Source organism: Brevibacillus sp. LEMMJ03 (assembly GCF_007197875.1).
In the GTDB taxonomy this organism is placed as follows: Bacteria; Bacillota; Bacilli; order Brevibacillales; family Brevibacillaceae; genus Brevibacillus; species Brevibacillus thermoruber.
The window spans coordinates 36,226-53,551 of record NZ_VKJN01000014.1 but is presented as its reverse complement, the minus strand read 5'-3'; the positions used below and the strand labels follow the sequence as shown (position 1 = coordinate 53,551).

The window sequence follows — 17,326 nt, the reverse complement described above, 5'->3', positions numbered from 1 at the left end:
GCCTGCTGCCGGATAGAAGCAGGCTGCTTGCATGGATACGGGCGGAGACGACCGGGGATTCAACGAACCTTTCTCACGCCAAATAAGGGACGGCCTGACATAAAGGCTCGTCCCTTTTTCACCGCACGATGACGGCTCGGCGTGTTAAAAACCGACGCCGTTGTACGACACGAATTCTCCAACCGGCTTGCGATACCCGCGCGGCCGTTGGCTGGACACGTCTTCCCTGCCCATCGCGATCAAGAGCACGGGCACATAGCGCTCGGGAATCTGCAGGACATCGCGGATGGCCTGCGGATCGAACCCGATCATCGGGCACGTGTCCCATTCCTTCGCTTTGGCGGCCAGCATGAACTGCATGGCGGACAGGCTGGCATTCCGAATCGCCTCTTCGCGCATGAACGCCTCGCCCCGCTCCCGGTAAAACGCAACCGTACTTTCCACGATCATGTCGTATTCCTGTTTGCTGAACACCCCGAGATTGAGCAGCCCCTCGTTGATCTGACCGGCCTCTTCGTACGCCAAGGTGTCCCCCAGCACCAGAATCGCCGCCGAAGCGGTTTTCACCTTATACTGCCGGTGCGCCGCTTCGTACACCTTGTCCTTGAGCGCCGGATCCGTGACCACCACGTACCGGGCATGCTGCAGGTTAAACGCGGACGGAGCGTATTTGACCAGCGAAAAAATCTCTTCGAAGTCTTCTTTGGGAATCTCGATTCCCTGCACAAACTTGTTGGCCGAGCGCCGCTCTTTTACCACGGAAACGAAGTCTTTCATCCCGGTTCCCTCCCCTTTATTTCCCCACTTAATTACTTTTTATTAGTATATTACCTTTTTGTAGTTAAGTAAAGAAAGGATATCCCTGGTCAGAAACGTTTTCATTTCCGGTACACCCGCCCATTTCCCTGCGGACAACGCTCCACCCGGGCAGATGTCTCGTATACTGCAACTACAAAGCAGACAACACGAGAGGAGTGCCACATCGCGCGATGCAACCGTATCCCTCCGAACAATCAGGCGATTTTCCGTACGAGTCGCGTAGCCATCAACACCACAGGGAAGATCTGGCCGCCCCGGTGTTTTGGCGGCGGCGGAGAAGGCATCCCCGGTTTGATGTCATCATTCCGTTTGTCTTCCCGTTCGGCGGTTTCTACCCGTATTATCCCTACTATCCACCGTTTCCCTACGCTCCCTACCCATTCTACCCGTTTTATCCGTATTGAGGCTGCCGTGTTGTACCGCCGGCGTGACGGCATGTCGGAGACCCAAGGCATCGATCCGCGCTCAGCGGACGGTGCCTTGTCGCGTTTTTACGCGGGTGTCTCCCGTGCTGGTGATCCTGCTCTTGGTCGGCATGGGCGGAGCGCTGTATGCCTTTTACCGGATATTCCTGATCCTGTTTTGATGTGCGGACCGCGACAAAAAACAACAGCCCGATCATCGGATTCGGGCTGTTTTCAGGTCAACTGCCAGTGGGCTGGTTTACGATTCCCGTTTTGGTTGGTTGGGACCGGCCGGGATCTTGTCCCGTTCGCGGTTGGTTCGCGGCGCATTCTGACGGCGTTCTTTTCCGCCGTCGCGTCCGCTTTTTTCTCCCTTGGCAAACTTGCTCTTGTTGTCTCCCCGCTCCTGGCGGCCGCTGCGCTCTGCGGACGGGCCGTTCCGCTCGGTTCGTTCCTGTCTGCCGTGGCGCGGGTGGAAACGGCGGCGTTCCTTTCGTTCGATATACAGGGATTGTACGTCCCTGTCCGATTCCTTGCGCTGGTCGGCGTCCGTCCCCTCGGCTCCGGCATCCGTTTCCTGCCCATGCTGACCCGAGACAGGCGAGGCCGGTTTTACCTTTTTCAGCACGAAATAGGGACAGCCGAAGTTGCAAAACTCGTGCAGGTATTCATCCAACGCGGCGATTCGCTGCTCGAACGGCACTTTGCGGTTGGTATTCTCGTAAAACCCGCGCAGGCGTAGCTGGCCGTATCCCCAATCCCCCACGATGTAATCGTACTTGTCGAGAATGTCGCTGTAGCGTTCCTTGAACGCTTCCGGGTTCCACCCGTCGCGATTTTCCTCCATGACCTCGTAAGTACCGGCTGGCGTGCGAATCAAGTCCGCTTCCTCCTTACACTTGCATACTACGTCCATCTTATCACATTTTTCGCAGGGGGAGATAAAATTCCCACGAAAACAGCCCCCCCTCGGGGGACACCCTACCTGTAGGGGGTGGAACCATTGAAAAAAACATGGCTGTTTCCCGTAATCGCAGGTCTAGCTTTGGTCGCGTCCGCTTGTACGCCAAACGCCGCTCCGAATTACCGCCAACAAGGCACGACGGTTCAACAGGCCGTTCCCCGCACGCAGTTCGACGGCGTCGGCGTGCGGAACTACGACGGTGTCGGCGCGCGTCCTTTCGACGGCCTCGGTACGCGTCCCTTTGACGGTTTGGGTGTGCGCAATTACGATCTGGGCGTGAGAAACACTCCCTACGGCACCGACTACCACAACTACAACGCGTACACCAGCGGCGCCCGTTCGTACAATGCCTTTACGGACGACGGCCGGCGCCCGCTTGACGGCATTGGCGCCCCGTCCATCTATCGTGCCCGCAACGGCGCGGGCGTGATGGCGACGACGACACCGCGATTGGGCTATGCCCAAATCGACCGGAAGCACGTCCGTACGGCCGGAGCGAACAATGTCTTTGTCGACCGGGAAGCGCTGGCCCGCGCCGTGGGCAACGTGACCGCTACCTGTCCGGGCGTGGACCGCTCCACTGTTCTCGTCACGGACGAGGAGATTTTCGTCGGCCTCAACACGCTGGGCGGCAACGCCCGCACGGCCAAGGAACAGGCGCGCATGGGCGCCCAGTCGATTGCGCCGCGATACTACAAGGTGTATGTGACCGACAACGCGAACGACATCGCCGAAATCTCCCGGATCGCGAGCCGCGCGAGCAATGTCTCGATGGGGCGCGCCGACGAAGAACGCAGCGTGGATGCCCTGATCAAGCGGATGGGCGGCATGGTGGACGGCGAAGAAATGAGGACCAAAGGCTCCAGGATGACCACAACCACCCGCTAACGGCAACAAACCCCTATGTCTGACATAGGGGTTTGCGTTTTTCCTTGGTTATTTCGCCTGGGCGATCGTTTCCTTGGCGGCGTTGGCCTGTTCGTGGGCGTGGTACGAGCTGCGCACCAGCGGTCCCGCCTCCACGTGGCTGAACCCGCGCTTCATGCCCTCTTCCTTGAGGCGGGCAAACTCGTCGGGGTGGTAGTACTTTTCCACGGGCAGGTGCTTTTTGGTCGGCTGCAGGTACTGGCCGATGGTCATGATGTTGACGTCGACCGCGCGCAGATCGTCCATGGTTTCCAGAATCTCCTCGAACGTCTCGCCTACCCCGATCATCAGGCTGGACTTGGTCGGGATGTCCGGCTGCAGTTCCTTGGACTTTTTCAAAAGCGCCAGCGTCCGGTCGTACTTGGCGCGGGCCCGCACCCGGTCGGAGAGGCGGCGCACCGCTTCGATGTTGTGGTTCAGCACGTCAGGCCGGGCATCCATGACGACTTTGAGCGCATCCCAGTTGCCCATGAAGTCGGGGATCAGCACCTCCACGGAGGCGAGCGGCAGGCGGCGGCGAATCGCCTTGATCGTCTCCGCGAAGATCATCGCCCCGCCGTCCGCCAGATCGTCACGGGCGACCGAGGTGACGACGACGTGTTTCAGCCCCATCTGCTCCGCCGCTTCCGCCACGCGTTCCGGCTCGGCCAGGTCCAGCTCCGTCGGCAGGCCGGTCTTCACCGCGCAAAACCGACAGGCCCGGGTACATATATCACCCAAAATCATGAAGGTGGCCGTACGGTTGGCCCAGCATTCATGAATGTTGGGACACTTTGCTTCCTCGCATACGGTATGCAGCGTCTTGCTGCGCATGGTCTGCTTCAGTTCCTTGAAGTTGGCCAGTTCTTTTCCTGATACAAGGTTGATCTTGAGCCACTCCGGTTTGCGTTGCGTCATTGGGCTCACTCCTCATTGGACTTGGTCATCCTCCATTATAGAGGAACGCCTTTGGGGGGAGCAATATCCGCTCCCGTTTCGGGTGTACGGACGCCCGCCCCGCCAGACGCCCGGACCGGTGAAGCCAGATGCACGAACCGGGTGAGGCCCGCCGACCCTGTCCCTTTCGGCCGCTTTACAGCCGGTGAACCATGTGCCGGTCCGATCCCCGCAGGTACGGCTCCAACAGCGTCAGCTCCCGCTCCTGGCAGGTGAACAGGAACACCTGATGCTCTTCGCTCAGTTCCGCCACAAAGGTCAGCGTCCGCTCCAGCCGCTCCTGATCGTAATGGGCGAAATGGTCGTCGAGAAACAGCGGCAGCGGCTCCGTCTGCCGGCTGACGAGGCGCAGCAGCGCCACCCGCTGCGCAAAGTGGAGCTGATCCTGCGTGCCCAGGGAGCACTGTTCCTGCTCCACGACCAGATGCCGGTCGGGTTCCAGCAGCCGGACTGCAAACCGTTCGCGCGGGTCCAGCCGCACGTCCCGGTACCTGCCGCCCGTGATTCGCGCCATCACATCGGAAGCCAGTCCGTTCAGGACAGGAGAGACGTCCCGATTCCATTCCGCCAAAGCCTCCTGCAGCGTGTCGCGGGCGAGCCGCAGCGCTTCCCTCCGCATCTGCAGGCTGCGCAGGGCGGCCGCGGCGTCCTCGTACTCGCTGCGTGCCCGCGCAACCGATACCGCGTCATGGCTCCCCATCTCGCCCGATGCCCGGGCGATCTGCTCCCGCAGCTCCTGCAGCCGCTCTTCCGTCTCCCTCAGCGACTGCACGAGACCGTCCCGTTCCCTGTCCCGTTCCGCTTTTTCCGCTTCCAGCAAGGAGCGCAGCGCATCCCCCCAGCGGGCGAGCAGCCGCGCTTCCTCCTCGCGCCGCTTCCACTCCGCCGCCTGCCTGTCCGCTTCCCGCTGCCGGCTGCGGTTCATCTGTTCTTCCCGGAGCAGGAGGAACGCGTCCCAATCAGCCGCGTTCCATTCCCGATAGATGTCGCAAAGCTCCGCTTCCAGGCGGTCCGCCTCCTGCTGCAGGCGCCGCCACTCCTCGATGACGGCCGGCACGCGCTGGTTTCCGCGTGCGCGTCTGCGTATCCACGCGCCCGCCGCGGCCAAGAAGACGGCCAGTACGCTGGCGATCCAGCCAAACGCGCCTCTCCCTGCCGCAAAGGCGCCCGCCGCCAGCGCCATCAGCAGGCCGCTGCCCGCCCACAACAGCCGGTGTGCGGAAAGCCCCCCGGCGGCTTTTCGTCCCTGCCGCGGCCGCTCCGTTCCGGCGATGGCGGATGCGGCCAGGCGGTTCACCTGTTCCCGGCACGCTTCCCACGCCTTGCGCAGCTCCACGGCCCGCTGGTAGGCCGCCTCCAGCCGTTCCCGTTCCGCTCCCGGCTCCGTATCGGCATCGGGGACAGACCGGGCGGCCAGCGCAGCCAGCCGCTCCCGTGTCTCCCGGTGCAGGCGGCGCTCTTCCGCCGTGACGGCATTCCGCTCCCACTCCTCCCACTGTTCAGGGGAAGGAGGAACGTGGCTATGCCGCCAGCGCGCCTGCCACTCCGCTTCTTCCTGTTCCATCCTCTGCAGGCGCTGCCGCAGCTTCTCCCGCGCCCGCTCCCGTTCCTTTCGCTCCGCTTCCCAATCCGCGATGTGCCGGGCCAGACTGCTCGCAGCAGCCCACCCCGCTTCCGCTTCGGCCAGGGCACGCTCTTTTTCTGCGACGCGGGCGCCTGCTTTTCCCAGCAGCGTATTTTCCGCCCGCTCCTTTTTCCCGATGGCCGCCAGTTCCCGCTCCAGTTCCGCCAGGACCCGGTTGACAGCCGGGTCGGCTTCGTCCGTGCCCAGCGAGGGCAGCAGGTGCTCCGCCGCCGCCATCGGCTCCCGCCTGATCCAGGTGACATCGGTAAACAGGCTGCGCGTCAATCCGAGATGCAGCTCGAGAAAATTGCGCTCCTTTCGCCGGTCTTCCTGGTACAGGCCGGTTACCTCCGACCAGTCCGGATTGAGAAACAGCCGCGCCTGCTCCCGCTCCTTTTCCAGCCAGCGGTGCAGCCGGTAGGATTTGCCTGCCACTTCGTACTGGACAATGGTTTCGTACGCCCCGCCGTCCCAGGGCAGGTACTTCTCGTATTCCGGCAGGTAGCGGGCCGTCCGGACGTAGTCTTTTTTCATCCCGTACAGCGCGGCAAACAGCCCCTGCAGCAGGGTGGATTTGCCCGCTTCGTTGGGGGCGCAAAACAGGTTGATGCCCGGGGCGAAGCGGAATACCGCCTCACGCCATTTGCCGAATCCCCGGAGCTGCAGTTCGTCGATTCTCACCGCATGATCCCCCCGATTCGCGCCAGCGCTTCCCGGCGGGCCATCCGGACGACGTCACGGCGCCATTCGTCGGCCCCTTCCGCCTCCGCTTCCGCTTCTGCCAGCTTGGACAGCCACCTGCCCCAGACGCCGGACTGGGCTTGCAGTTGTTCCGCGTCCAGATCGGGCCAGGTGCGGTCCGTGCACTGCACGAAAAAGAAGCGGGACAACCGCTGCTCCAGCACCTCCACCGGCGGCGTGAAGTGGGCGGGCCGCTCCCCCGTCAGCGTCAGGTACAGCAGGCGGCCGTCCCCCTCGTCGGCCAGCTCCCGCTCCAGCACATTGACGAGCTGTTCCGTCGTCTCCGCCCCCGCCACGTCCACCTCCCGCCTGGAGATGATGCGGCTTTGCACCGGCACGTGCTCCAGCCGGAGGCGTCCGTCTCCGTCCAACTCGCCCAAAATGACAAAACGCTCCCCCGCTTCTTTGGCGGAAAGCCCTTCCGGCGAACCGGGATAGGCGGCAAACGGCGTCTGGCTGATCGGGTGGAGAAACACGGCCGGCTTGTGGATATGGCCCAGCGCGATGTAGTCCATGCCCGCCGCGGCCAGTTCTTCCAGCGTCACCGGCGCGTACGGATGATGCCCGTCCGCCCCGCCGTTGACCACGCTGCCGTGCAGCACCATCAGGTGGTGACGGTACCCGTGCAGCCGGCCGGGAAAGGCGGGCAGCGGCGATTCGTACACGTGCGGCTGGGGAAAGCCCCATCCGTAGACGACGCAGGATTTGTCCGGGAATTCGTACGCCCCCCATTCCGGCGTAAACCAGAAGACATTGCCCGGCCACTCCAGCGTCTGGTAATAGGAGTCGGGATGCCACGGATCGTGGTTGCCCGGCGCGATGCAGACCGGCACCGGTGCCACGCTGGCAAACAAATCGCGCAAAAAGAGTGCGGTGGAGCGCCTCCCTCCGTGGTATTCCAGCAGGTCTCCGGCGATCAGCCAGAAATCGGCCTGCCTGTCCAGCACCAGGTCGCGGATGGTCCGCATCGTCCGGCGAAAGTCGTCCTGCCTGAGCTCGTACAGGGCGGACAGCGTCTGAAGCGGCGCATCCAAATGGACGTCCGCGGTATGGATAAACCTCAGCATGTGAACCTCCCCGACATGACAGCGCCCCGCTGCCGTGATACACTTTGGTCAACGGATGAATCGTCACGCGAACATATTTTCCCTTTCATGATACAGGAAAAAACAACCGATTGAAAAGGAGCGATTGCGATGCGCATAGCGTATCTGGACTGTTTTTCCGGGCTCAGCGGCGACATGCTGCTGGCCGCGCTGGTGGACGCGGGGGCGGACCGCGGCCGGATCGAACAGGAACTGCGCAAACTGCCGCTGGGGCCGTTTCGACTGGAGTGGAAAACCGTCGTCAAAAAAGGCGTCAGCGCACTAAAACTGGACGTCGTCGACGAGGAGCAGGAACGCGCCCGCGAGCTCAAGAAGCTGCCCGTTCTAGCCGGCCACCATCACGGTCATGGCGACCACGGACACGAGCATGACCACGGGCATCATCATCACGACCATGGGCATCACCACCACGATCACGGGCATCACCACGATCACGGCCATCACCACGATCACGGCCATCACCACGATCACGACCATCATCACGACCACGGCCATCACCACCGCCGCTACAAGGAGATCGCCGAGATGATCGATGCGGCCGAACTGGCTCCGCGAGTTGCGGCCCGGGCTCAAGCCGTGTTTGAAAAAATCGCGGTCGCCGAGGCAAAAATCCACAACGTCCCGGTGGAAACGGTCCACTTTCACGAAGTGGGGGCGCTGGACTCGATCGTGGACGTTGTCGGGATCGCCCTGGCCCTGGAAGAACTGGAGATCGACCAGTTGTACGCCGGTCCCGTCCCCACCGGAAACGGCTATGTCCGCTGCGACCACGGGCTCTATCCGGTCCCCGCTCCGGCGACGATGGAGATGCTCAAAGGCATTCCCCTGCGCCGCACCAACATCCAAAAGGAGCTGACCACGCCCACGGGGGCGGGCGTCGCGGCGGCCCTGGTTCGCGAGTTTGGGCCGCTGCCGGCGATGACCGTGGAAGCGATCGGCTACGGAGCCGGCACGCGCGATCTGCCCGACCAGCCCAACGTCCTGCGCGTGCTGATCGGCCGTCCCTGATGAGCAAAAAAACAGCCTTGCCCGCTTTTCCGGCGGACAAGGCTGTCGTTTTTTCGCTAGCGGAGCAGGCGAATAAACTCGCGCATGAATCCCGGCAGATCCGGCCAGGCGTGAGCCGACACCAGATTGCCGTGCACGTGCAGCGTGTCGGTTTTGTAAACGGCGCCGCACGCCTCCACATCGGGCCGGCATGCCTGGTAGGCGGTCATTTCCCGGCCGCGCAGGTGTTCCTTGACCAGGGCCAGGACTTGCGAGCCGTGGCAGATCACCGCGATCGGCTTGTTCGTTTCAAAGAAGTGGGCGAGAATCGGCTTCAGGTGTTCGTTCAGCCTGATGTACTCCGGTGCCCGTCCCCCAGGAATGATCAGGCCGTCGTACTCTTCCGCCTTGACGTCGGCAAACGCGACGTGGGAAGACAACTGGTAGGCGGGCTTTTCCGTGTACGTCTCGCTGTGGGCTTCAAAATCGTGACATACCGTGTGCAGCGTCTTTTTGGCGGGGGAAGCGATCACCGCTTCGAATCCCTCTTCCAGGCAGCGGTAGTACGGATAAAAGACTTCCAGTGCCTCTACCGCGTCACCGGTGACAATCAACACCTTTTTACTCATCGCACAGCCTCCCTGCGTCTTTCTGAGGAATCTCTTCCTCTCTTTTCCATTTCTCCACGCCGCCTTCTTCCTCCTGCCTGGTTTGCGCCTCCGCGGATTCCGCCAGCAGCAGCGCCTGCTGGTACACCTGCTTCAACGGCACCCCGGCCTGCTTCGCCAAACGGGCGCAGACATCGTATTCCGGCGCCGCCTGCACCCGCTCTCCCCGGTGGTAGCCCAGCTTGACCGGCACGTCTCCCCACGGGGTAGTCGCGGTGACGACGCGGCGGGCCAGCCTGTGGCAGGAAACGGGAAAATACCGAACGCCAAAGGTGGTCGTCTCCCGAAACAGGATGGTTTTCAGTTCGTCCAGCCGGCTGCCGTAGCACAATGCCTGCAGCAGCACACCGGGACGGCTCTTTTTCATCGTCGCGGGCAGAAAGTGGACGTCGTTGGCTCCCGCCGCCAACAGCCTGTCCAGCACATGGGCCAGCCACTCGGGACTGCTGTCGTCCAGATTGGCCTGGAGCAGGTACATTCCTTCGTCAATGTGCTCCTCTTCGTGCTGCCGCCGTTCCTTGACGACGGGCACGTCGGTCCCGTCACCCCGCGCTTCGCTCTCCAGCCGGATCACCGCCACCCCTTCCCCGTGCTCCACCTGCGCAAACCGGCCTTCAAGCCGGGCGAGCGGCCGGGCGCCCACGGCCTGCAGCCACAGCATGGCAAGCGGGGAGAACAGCGCCGGGGGCCAGCCCTCTTCACGGATCATCCAGCCCTCGAGCAGCGTGAGCAGGGGAACGGGCAGACCGGCGGGGACGGGCAGGCACTGTACCCCAAACGCGACACGCCGGCCGTTTTCCGGAAGAAGCGTCATCAGCGTCCGCAGCGCCTCCTCCTCCGCCGCCCAGTCGTCCTCGCGGCAAAACGGCCGGTACGCCGCTGCGCGATTCAGGATGTCCGCGACCCGTTCGTCCGCGGAGAAACGGTCCGTTTCCCCGGCGGGCAGCAGGCGCCTCAGCGGTTCGGCCAGTTCGCGCAAAAACAGCGGCCGTTCGCTGCGTATGACCAATCTCATCATCACCCATCCCTCCGGCACGGTTCCTTTTCTTGCATCATACACCAATTCGGCTTCCGGCGCCTGCCATTCCGTCTGCCATTTGGCAAAAAGTAATGCGGATAAAGCGGGGAAGCTGGCAGAAACTACAACGAGAAACTACCTGGCTGGAGGGAGACGGAATGTTTGTTTTCCGCCTAATCGTTCAGATCAGCTTGTGTTTGGCAGTTGCCGCCTGTCCGCTGTCTTCCGCTGTAACGGCTGCTTCGTCCGTCTCGTCCGGCACTCAGGCCGATCCCGTCCTCAAGGAGCGGCTGGAGCTGTTCCAGCGGATGGAACTGGTCTACGGTATCCCCTGGCCGTATGTGGCGGCCATTGATCAATACGAGCGAACCATGCAAAAACGGTCCAAACAGGAGCCCCCTCAGAAGGAGCCGGAGCGCTTGACCGCGATCGACATTCCCCCCGCCCTGTGGTGCGGAGAACTCAATCCCGAGGACGACGACACGGATCCGGTTTCCATCCGCTTTTTTGGCGGAATCGGGGCAGACGGGGACGGAGACGGAAAAGCGGACCGCACCAACGACATGGACGTGCTTGCGGCGATGATCCGCTTCCTCGCCTCGTACGGCTTCCAGCATGACGACTGGCGCATCGGCTTGTGGGCCTACTACAAGTGGGATTGGGCGGTCAAGACCATCACCCAGTTTGCCGCCGTTTACGACAAGTACAAGCGGCTGGATCTGGACGGCCACCACTTCCCCATCCCCAAGCGGTACAACTACAGCTACCACAGCACGTGGGGCGACCCGCGCGGCTGGGGCGGGCGGCGCATCCACGAAGGGACGGACATCTTTGCCGGATACGGGACGCCCGTGCTCAGCACAGGGTACGGCGTGATCGAAGTGGTCGGCTGGAACCGGTACGGAGGGTGGCGCATCGGGATGCGGGACATGGGCAACGTCTACCACTACTTTGCCCACCTCTCCTCTTTCCGAAAGGGGTTGAAGCCAGGAGACATCGTCGAACCGGGGGAAGTGCTGGGCTACGTCGGCAGTTCCGGCTACGGCAAACCGGGGACATCCGGCAAGTTTCCCCCCCACCTGCACTACGGCATGTACCGGGACAGGGGCTACAGCGAATGGGCATTTGACCCGTATCCTTATCTGAAGCGCTGGGAACGGCAGATGTACAGCAAAAAGAAGCGGTGAAAAGCCGCTTCTTTTTTTGCGTCCGCCCCAATCGAACGGCATCGTTCCTCGACGGGAAAACGGCCGTTGGTTCGTTTGACACATTTGGCGCGTTTGACAGAAACACCCACCCTACATACAATGAAAACAGAAAAACTGGACAATTGTCCAAAAATGGTGGTGTGTAAAACCGTGACCCGTTCCGCCCGTTCACAAACAAAAGCGGACGCCAAACGGGCCTACCTGATCGAACAGGCGACCCGCTGCCTCGCCGAAAAAGGGTACGCCCGCGTCTCGCTGCGCGACATCGCCCGGGAGTCCGGCGTCTCGCTGGGCATCCTGCACTATTATTTTGCCAGCAAGGAAGACCTGCTGCTTGCCGTCATCTCGGGGTACAAGGAGCGGTTTCTGCGGGAGCTGGAGCAGGAACTCCTGAGCGCCCCCCTGGAAGGGTGGATGGACCGGCTGCTCGCGGTGCTGCGCCGGGCGTTGGTCGAGGATCAGGCGGTGCACCGCCTGTGGTACGACTTTCAGGTGCAGGCCATGTACCTGCCCGCATTTCGCGACGGCGTGCGGGAGATACGCACCCGCCTCTGCGAGCTGATCGGCGAGATGCTGGACAGATTGCGCAGGGAAGCGGGGCTTTCTCCCCTGACGGAAGCGGATGAGACCGTCCCGCTGCTCTACTCGCTGATCGACGGCCTGTTTTTTCAAGCGCTTCTCGACGAGGCGGACGATCCCGAGCAGACGGTGAATCGGCTGGAGCAGGCGCTCCCCCGCATGCTTGCGCTGTTATTGTCCCCATCATCCCAAACGGAGAGGTGATACACCATGGGCGTTCTCACGATGCAAAATCCGGCCACCGGCGCCATCCTCGGCGAACTGGCGGAGGCGACGCCGGAGGAGGTACGCCTGGCAATGGAGCGAGCCAGGCAGGCGTTTGGCGGTTGGTCCGCCAGGCCGCTTCCGGAGCGGCTCCACTACCTGACCCGGCTGCGCCATTACCTGGTGGAGCAGGCGGAAGCGCTGGCGGAGAAAATCAGCGCCGACACCGGCAAACTCACGCTGGAAGCGCTCATGACGGAAATCTTCGTCACCGCGGACACGATCCGCTTCTACGAGAAGCACGCGAAGCGGATGCTGTCCCCCAGACGGGTGCCCACGCCGCTGGTGCTGTGGCCGAAACGGTCGTCCATCCACTACAAACCGCTGGGCGTGGTCGCGGTCATTTCGCCGTGGAATTACCCGTTCCAGCTTTCCGTCATTCCCGCCCTTTCCGCGCTGGCGGCCGGCAACACGGTCCTGCTGAAGCCGTCGGAAGTCACGCCGTACACCGGCCTGGTCATGGACGAACTGTTCCGGGCCGTCGGCTTCCCCGAGGGGGTCATCCAGGTGCTTCACGGCGGCAGGGAGGTGGGGCAGGCGCTGGTGGCTGCCAAGCCGGACAAGATCTTTTTCACCGGCTCGGCGGCGACGGGCCGCGCCATCATGAAGCAGGCGGCGGAACACCTGATCCCGGTGGAACTGGAGCTGGGCGGCAAGGACCCGATGATCGTCTTTGCCGACGCCCATTTGGAGCGGGCCGCCAATGCCGCCGTCTGGGGCGCGTTCACCAACGCGGGACAGGTCTGCATGTCCGTCGAGCGTCTCTACGTCGAGCAAAGCGTGTACCCGCAGTTTGTGGAGCTGGTCAAGGCGAAGACGGCGGCGCTGCGCCAAGGCTTTCCCCGTCAGGCGGACATCGGGTCAATGACCTTTCCCCGACAGGTCGAGATCGTTCGTGACCACGTGGCCGACGCCATCGCCAAGGGAGCCGTGGTGGAGATCGGCGGCCGCTTTGAAAAAGACGGGATGTTTCTGCCCCCGACCGTCCTGACGGGTGTGACGCACGCGATGAAAATCATGCGCGAGGAGACGTTTGGCCCCGTCCTGCCGATCATGCCCTTTTCCTCCGAGGAAGAAGCGATCCGCCTGGCAAACGACTCGCCGTACGGGCTGAACGCTTCTGTCTGGTCGCAGGACGAGACAAAGGCCAGACGAGTCGCGCTGCAGTTGGAAACCGGCAATGTCTGCATCAACGACTGCCTGGTCAGCTACGCCAACCCCCATCTGCCGTTCGGCGGCGTAAAGCAGAGCGGCATCGGGCGCTACCGCGGTCCGGAAGGCTTGCGGGCGTTTACGCACGCCGTCTCCGTCATGCACGATCCCGGCAGGCGAAAACGGGAGGTCAACTGGTATCCCTACACCGAGGAGCAGGAGACGATGTTTGTCGGGCTGATCAAGGCCCTGTTCGGCAGGGAACGGAAATGGAACCGCCAGGCCCTGCGTGCGGCCTGGCGGGAGTGGAAGCGTCTGCGGGAATAGCGGCCGCCCTTTAGGCGAACTGCCGATTCAGGTTCGCCATTTCGATGGCGGCTGCGGCCGCTTCCCATCCTTTGTTGCCTGCTTTGGTGCCGGCCCGCTCGATCGCCTGCTCGATCGAGTCCGTCGTCAGCACGCCAAAAATCACGGGAACGCCCGTAGCCAGGGAGATGGACGCCACCCCTTTGGCGCATTCGCTGCACACGTAGTCAAAGTGAGGCGTCGCTCCGCGAATGACCGCGCCCAGCGTGACGACGGCGTCGTAGCGGCCGGACTCCGCCATTCGCTTGGCGATCAGCGGGATTTCAAAGGCGCCGGGCACCCAGGCCACGTCGACGTTTGCTTCCTCCACGCCGTGCCGCTTCAGCGCGTCCAGCGCGCCGCCGAGCAGCTTGCTGACGATCAATTCGTTAAACCGGGCTGCCACGATGCCTACTCGCAGACCCGTTCCTACCAGATTTCCCTCGAACACTTTCATGGTTGTTCACTCCTTGTTCAAAGTTGAAGCAGGTGACCCAGCTTCTCGTGTTTGGCGGCCAGATACCGCCTGTTGTGCGGATGGGCCGGCATCTGAATCGGCACCCGCTCTGCCACTTCCAGTCCGTAGCCGCTGAGGCCGCGGATCTTCCGCGGGTTGTTGGTCAACAGCCGCATGCGTTTCACGCCCAGATCGCGCAGGATTTGCGCCCCGATCCCGTAGTCGCGCAGGTCGGCGGGGAAGCCCAGCTTTTCGTTCGCTTCCACGGTGTCGTAGCCGTCCTCCTGCAGCTTGTAGGCGCGCAGTTTGTTGATCAGGCCGATGCCGCGCCCCTCCTGCCGCATGTACAGGAGGACGCCCCGTCCTTCCGCTTCGATCTGCCGCAGGGCGGCGTGCAGTTGGGGGCCGCAGTCGCAGCGGTGCGAGCCGAAAATATCGCCGGTCAGGCACTCGGAGTGGACCCGCACCAGCACCGGTTCGTCGGGCGTGATCTCTCCCTTGATCACCGCCACGTGCTCTTTGCCGTCCAGTTCGTTGGTGTAGGCGGCGATGCGGAAGTCGCCGTATTCGGTAGGCAGGTTCACCTCGATTTCCCGCTTGACCAGCCGCTCCGTCCGCATCCGGTAGCGGATCAGGTCGGCAATGGTGATCAGCTTGAGATCAAAACGCTCGGCGATCTCGGCCAGTTGGGGCAGGCGGGCCATCGTCCCGTCCTCGTTCATGATTTCGCAGATCACCCCGGCGGGAAAAGCGCCCGCCAGCCGGGCCAGATCGACGGCCGCCTCGGTGTGTCCGGCCCGGCGCAGGACGCCGCCCGGTTTGGCGATCAGCGGAAAGATGTGGCCCGGACGGCGAAAATCGTCCGCCGTTTTTTGATCGTCCAGCATCGCCAGCACGGTGCGCGAGCGTTCGTGAGCGGAGATGCCCGTATGGGTTCCCGCTTCGTCGATGGAGACGGTAAACGCCGTACCCTGCCGGTCCGTGTTTGCCTCCACCATCGGCTTGAGCCGCAGCCGGGCGGCGTGCTCTTCCGTGATCGGCACACAGACGAGGCCGCGTCCGTGCGTCACCATGAAATTGATCATCTCCGGCGTGGCCGCTTCCGCCAGGCATACGAAATCCCCTTCGTTTTCCCGGTCCTCGTCGTCCACGACGATCACCGCTTTTCCCCGTCTCAAGTCTTCCAGCGCTTCTTCTATGGCATGGAACATGGTCGGTTCCCTCCCCTCTGTTTTGGCAGCACCCGTCGATTCCATTAGACGAACCCGTGCTCCCGCAAAAACTCCGGCGTAAGCCCCGTCCGCCGCTCCGGCTGCGGCTGTTCGGAGCGCCACGCCAGCAGCCTCTCCACGTACTTGCCGATGACATCCGCTTCGAGGTTGACCGGATCCCCGATCCGCTTGTCCCGCAAATTGGTGTGGGCCAAGGTGTGCGGGATGATGGAGACGGAAAAGCTTTCCGCGTCCACGTCGACGACCGTCAGGCTGATGCCGTCCAGGCAGATCGAGCCGCGCGGCACCACGTATTTGAGCACATCCGGCTCCGCTCCGATCCGAAACAGCACCGCGTTGGCATGCGGGTGGCGCGAGAGAATGGTTCCCGTCCCGTCCACGTGGCCGGAGACGATGTGGCCGCCGAAGCGGTCCCCCAGCCTCATCGCCCGCTCCAGGTTGACAATCTGCCCCCGTTTTGCCTGCCGCAAACTGGTTTTGTTCAAGGTCTCCGGCATCACGTCCACGCTGAATTGACGGTCGGTATGGGCCGTTACGGTCAGGCAGACGCCGTTGACGGCGATGCTGTCGCCGACGCGGACGCCCTCCAGCACCCGTTCGGCACGGATCACCATGCGGCATGCCTGCCCGTCTCCCGTCACGCTCTCCACTACGCCCACTTCTTCTACCAGTCCGGTAAACATGGCGTCGCTCTCCTCCTTGTGTCTCATGATTCCGAATCCCAGACGGGGTAGCCGGTAATGCGCAGGTCGTGCGGTCCCACCTGCTCCCACTCGACATCGGCCAGCGGCACCGCCTCGTCCATCCGTTCCAGCCCCGGACCGCCAAACGGCGTGGGGGCACCGGCGCCGCCGACCAGCTTCATGGAGAGGTAGGCGACGATCTTTTGGACCGCCCGCGCGCGGAGAAACGAACCGTTTACCTCCGCACCGCCTTCCACCAAAAGCGAGGTGATGCCCCGCGCTCCCAGTTCGTCCAGCACCTGCTCCACCGTGACCGGTCCGTCCGGCACGAGTACCGTCACACCGCGCTCCTCCAGCGCCGCCCGCTTCTCTGCCGGCGCCTCCGCCGAGGTGACAATCCACGTTGGCGCCTTGCCGTCATTCACCACGCGGGCATCCAGCGGCGTGCGCAGCCGCCTGTCCAGGATGACCCGAACCGGCTGACGGCCCGTCGCCGTGCCCGCCGTCCGGGCCGTCAGCTCGGGGTCGTCGGCGATCACCGTCCCGACCCCCACGAGAATCGCATCGTGCCGCCGGCGCAGTTCGTGCACCTGCCCGCGCGCCTCCTCGCCCGTGATCCAGCGGCTGTGCCCCGTCACCGTGGCGATTTTGCCGTCCAGGGTGCTGGCCGTCTTCACGGTGACGAACGGCCGCCGGGTGGTGATGTAGTGGAAAAAGACTTCGTTGAGCCGCCGCGCCTCCGTCTCCCCGATGCCGACGGTGACCTCCACGCCGGCGGCGATCAGCCGGGACACCCCCTGCCCCGCCACCAGCGGATTGGGATCCAGCACGGCCACCACCACACGGCTGATCCCCGCCTGGATGACCGTGTCAGCGCAGGGAGGCGTTCGTCCGTAATGGCTGCACGGCTCCAGCGTGACGTACAAGGTGGCCCCTTTTGCCCGTTCGCCGGCCATCCGCAGCGCGTGCACCTCTGCATGAGGCTGGCCTGCTTTCAGGTGGGCCCCCATGCCGACGACCTCGCCGTCTTTTACCACCACGGCCCCCACCAGCGGATTGGGGCTGGTTTGTCCCGCCGCGGAGCGCGCCAGCTCCAGCGCCAGCGCCATGTATCGTGCGTCGTGTTCCATCGTGCGCTCCTTTCCTGCTTCGTTTTCGCCCCAACAAAAAATGCCCTGACATCGAATCAGGGCATAGGGGAATAAGCCTGTT

The 17,326-nt window shown here is 63.2% G+C and carries 16 protein-coding genes; 5 read left to right on the top strand and 11 right to left on the bottom strand.

The annotated features are described in order from the left end of the window. Positions 1-144: 144 nt before the first annotated feature. The gene (locus tag FOI68_RS17215; protein WP_143863871.1) at positions 145-777 is read right to left on the bottom strand and encodes a nitroreductase family protein; all 633 of its coding nucleotides are present in this window, start codon (positions 775-777) and stop codon (positions 145-147) included. A 705-nt stretch (positions 778-1,482) separates the two neighbouring features. Continuing rightward, positions 1,483-2,103 (bottom strand): YutD family protein, encoded by a 621-nt coding sequence (locus FOI68_RS17210; protein ID WP_370512140.1) that lies wholly within the window; start codon positions 2,101-2,103, stop codon positions 1,483-1,485. Between the two features lie 114 nt (positions 2,104-2,217). Here FOI68_RS17210 and FOI68_RS17205 point away from each other — a divergent pair, with 114 nt between their 5' ends. Continuing rightward, a complete protein-coding gene (locus FOI68_RS17205; protein ID WP_255433657.1) occupies positions 2,218-3,075 on the top strand; it encodes a YhcN/YlaJ family sporulation lipoprotein in 858 nt (285 codons plus the stop codon). A 48-nt stretch (positions 3,076-3,123) separates the two neighbouring features. Here FOI68_RS17205 and lipA read toward each other — a convergent pair whose 3' ends face one another. The 3 genes from lipA to FOI68_RS17190 all read right to left on the bottom strand — a co-directional run bounded on the left by lipA (position 3,124) and on the right by FOI68_RS17190 (position 7,482). Continuing rightward, entirely contained in the window at positions 3,124-4,011 is an 888-nt protein-coding gene (gene lipA, locus FOI68_RS17200) for a lipoyl synthase (RefSeq protein ID WP_029098374.1), read from the bottom strand. A gap of 175 nt (positions 4,012-4,186) precedes the next feature. Then, the gene (locus FOI68_RS17195; protein WP_143863868.1) at positions 4,187-6,355 is read right to left on the bottom strand and encodes an ATP-binding protein; all 2,169 of its coding nucleotides are present in this window, start codon (positions 6,353-6,355) and stop codon (positions 4,187-4,189) included. Further along, entirely contained in the window at positions 6,352-7,482 is a 1,131-nt protein-coding gene (locus tag FOI68_RS17190; protein ID WP_143863867.1) for a metallophosphoesterase family protein, read from the bottom strand. The genes FOI68_RS17195 and FOI68_RS17190 overlap by 4 nt, the downstream gene beginning before the upstream one ends. A 129-nt stretch (positions 7,483-7,611) precedes the next feature. On the opposite strand from FOI68_RS17190, the gene larC reads away from it, so the two are divergent. Next, on the top strand, positions 7,612-8,529 hold the full coding sequence (gene larC, locus FOI68_RS17185) for a nickel pincer cofactor biosynthesis protein LarC (protein WP_143863866.1): 918 nt from the start codon (positions 7,612-7,614) through the stop codon (positions 8,527-8,529). A gap of 56 nt (positions 8,530-8,585) precedes the next feature. Here the strand turns inward: larC and FOI68_RS17180 are convergent, their stop codons facing one another. Next, entirely contained in the window at positions 8,586-9,137 is a 552-nt protein-coding gene (locus FOI68_RS17180; RefSeq protein ID WP_029098370.1) for a DJ-1/PfpI family protein, read from the bottom strand. After that, positions 9,130-10,194, bottom strand: coding sequence for a nickel pincer cofactor biosynthesis protein LarC2 (gene larC2, locus FOI68_RS17175; protein ID WP_255433652.1), 1,065 nt, complete (start codon positions 10,192-10,194; stop codon positions 9,130-9,132). Before larC2 ends, FOI68_RS17180 begins: the two co-directional genes overlap by 8 nt. Positions 10,195-10,352: 158 nt before the next feature. Between larC2 and FOI68_RS17170 the strand changes: the two genes are divergently transcribed. The 3 genes from FOI68_RS17170 (at position 10,353) to FOI68_RS17160 (ending at position 13,724) form a co-directional block, all read left to right on the top strand. After that, entirely contained in the window at positions 10,353-11,381 is a 1,029-nt protein-coding gene (locus FOI68_RS17170; RefSeq protein WP_035299535.1) for a M23 family metallopeptidase, read from the top strand. Positions 11,382-11,552: 171 nt separating this feature from the next. After that, complete coding sequence (locus FOI68_RS17165; protein WP_143863865.1) at positions 11,553-12,185, top strand: TetR/AcrR family transcriptional regulator; 633 nt, start codon at positions 11,553-11,555, stop codon at positions 12,183-12,185. 6 nt (positions 12,186-12,191) lie between these two features. After that, positions 12,192-13,724, top strand: a complete 1,533-nt coding sequence (locus FOI68_RS17160) for an aldehyde dehydrogenase family protein (RefSeq protein ID WP_143863864.1) — start codon at positions 12,192-12,194, stop codon at positions 13,722-13,724. A gap of 10 nt (positions 13,725-13,734) precedes the next feature. On the opposite strand, the gene ribH is transcribed toward FOI68_RS17160, so the two are convergent. Genes ribH through ribD form a run of 4 tightly spaced genes read right to left on the bottom strand, consistent with a single transcriptional unit; the run spans position 13,735 to position 17,244 of the window. Beyond that, positions 13,735-14,199, bottom strand: coding sequence for a 6,7-dimethyl-8-ribityllumazine synthase (ribH, locus tag FOI68_RS17155; RefSeq protein WP_029098365.1), 465 nt, complete (start codon positions 14,197-14,199; stop codon positions 13,735-13,737). Positions 14,200-14,216: 17 nt separating this feature from the next. Beyond that, on the bottom strand, positions 14,217-15,410 hold the full coding sequence (locus FOI68_RS17150; RefSeq protein WP_035299531.1) for a bifunctional 3,4-dihydroxy-2-butanone-4-phosphate synthase/GTP cyclohydrolase II: 1,194 nt from the start codon (positions 15,408-15,410) through the stop codon (positions 14,217-14,219). A 44-nt stretch (positions 15,411-15,454) separates the two neighbouring features. Continuing rightward, positions 15,455-16,114 (bottom strand): riboflavin synthase, encoded by a 660-nt coding sequence (locus FOI68_RS17145; protein WP_035299530.1) that lies wholly within the window; start codon positions 16,112-16,114, stop codon positions 15,455-15,457. A 23-nt stretch (positions 16,115-16,137) separates the two neighbouring features. Then, entirely contained in the window at positions 16,138-17,244 is a 1,107-nt protein-coding gene (ribD, locus tag FOI68_RS17140) for a bifunctional diaminohydroxyphosphoribosylaminopyrimidine deaminase/5-amino-6-(5-phosphoribosylamino)uracil reductase RibD (RefSeq protein WP_143863863.1), read from the bottom strand. Positions 17,245-17,326: the final 82 nt, after the last annotated feature.

What these genes read in the sequence shown, in the direction of transcription:
- FOI68_RS17190 (WP_143863867.1), bottom strand. Translation starts at nt 7,482, where the DNA reads ATGCTGAGGTTTATCCATACCGCGGACGTCCATTTGGATGCGCCGCTT.
- ribH (WP_029098365.1), bottom strand. Translation starts at nt 14,199, where the DNA reads ATGAAAGTGTTCGAGGGAAATCTGGTAGGAACGGGTCTGCGAGTAGGC.
- FOI68_RS17160 (WP_143863864.1), top strand. Translation starts at nt 12,192, where the DNA reads ATGGGCGTTCTCACGATGCAAAATCCGGCCACCGGCGCCATCCTCGGC.
- larC (WP_143863866.1), top strand. Translation starts at nt 7,612, where the DNA reads ATGCGCATAGCGTATCTGGACTGTTTTTCCGGGCTCAGCGGCGACATG.
- FOI68_RS17145 (WP_035299530.1), bottom strand. Translation starts at nt 16,114, where the DNA reads ATGTTTACCGGACTGGTAGAAGAAGTGGGCGTAGTGGAGAGCGTGACG.
- lipA (WP_029098374.1), bottom strand. Translation starts at nt 4,011, where the DNA reads ATGACGCAACGCAAACCGGAGTGGCTCAAGATCAACCTTGTATCAGGA.
- FOI68_RS17215 (WP_143863871.1), bottom strand. Translation starts at nt 777, where the DNA reads ATGAAAGACTTCGTTTCCGTGGTAAAAGAGCGGCGCTCGGCCAACAAG.
- FOI68_RS17180 (WP_029098370.1), bottom strand. Translation starts at nt 9,137, where the DNA reads ATGAGTAAAAAGGTGTTGATTGTCACCGGTGACGCGGTAGAGGCACTG.
- FOI68_RS17170 (WP_035299535.1), top strand. Translation starts at nt 10,353, where the DNA reads ATGTTTGTTTTCCGCCTAATCGTTCAGATCAGCTTGTGTTTGGCAGTT.
- ribD (WP_143863863.1), bottom strand. Translation starts at nt 17,244, where the DNA reads ATGGAACACGACGCACGATACATGGCGCTGGCGCTGGAGCTGGCGCGC.
- FOI68_RS17150 (WP_035299531.1), bottom strand. Translation starts at nt 15,410, where the DNA reads ATGTTCCATGCCATAGAAGAAGCGCTGGAAGACTTGAGACGGGGAAAA.
- larC2 (WP_255433652.1), bottom strand. Translation starts at nt 10,194, where the DNA reads ATGATGAGATTGGTCATACGCAGCGAACGGCCGCTGTTTTTGCGCGAA.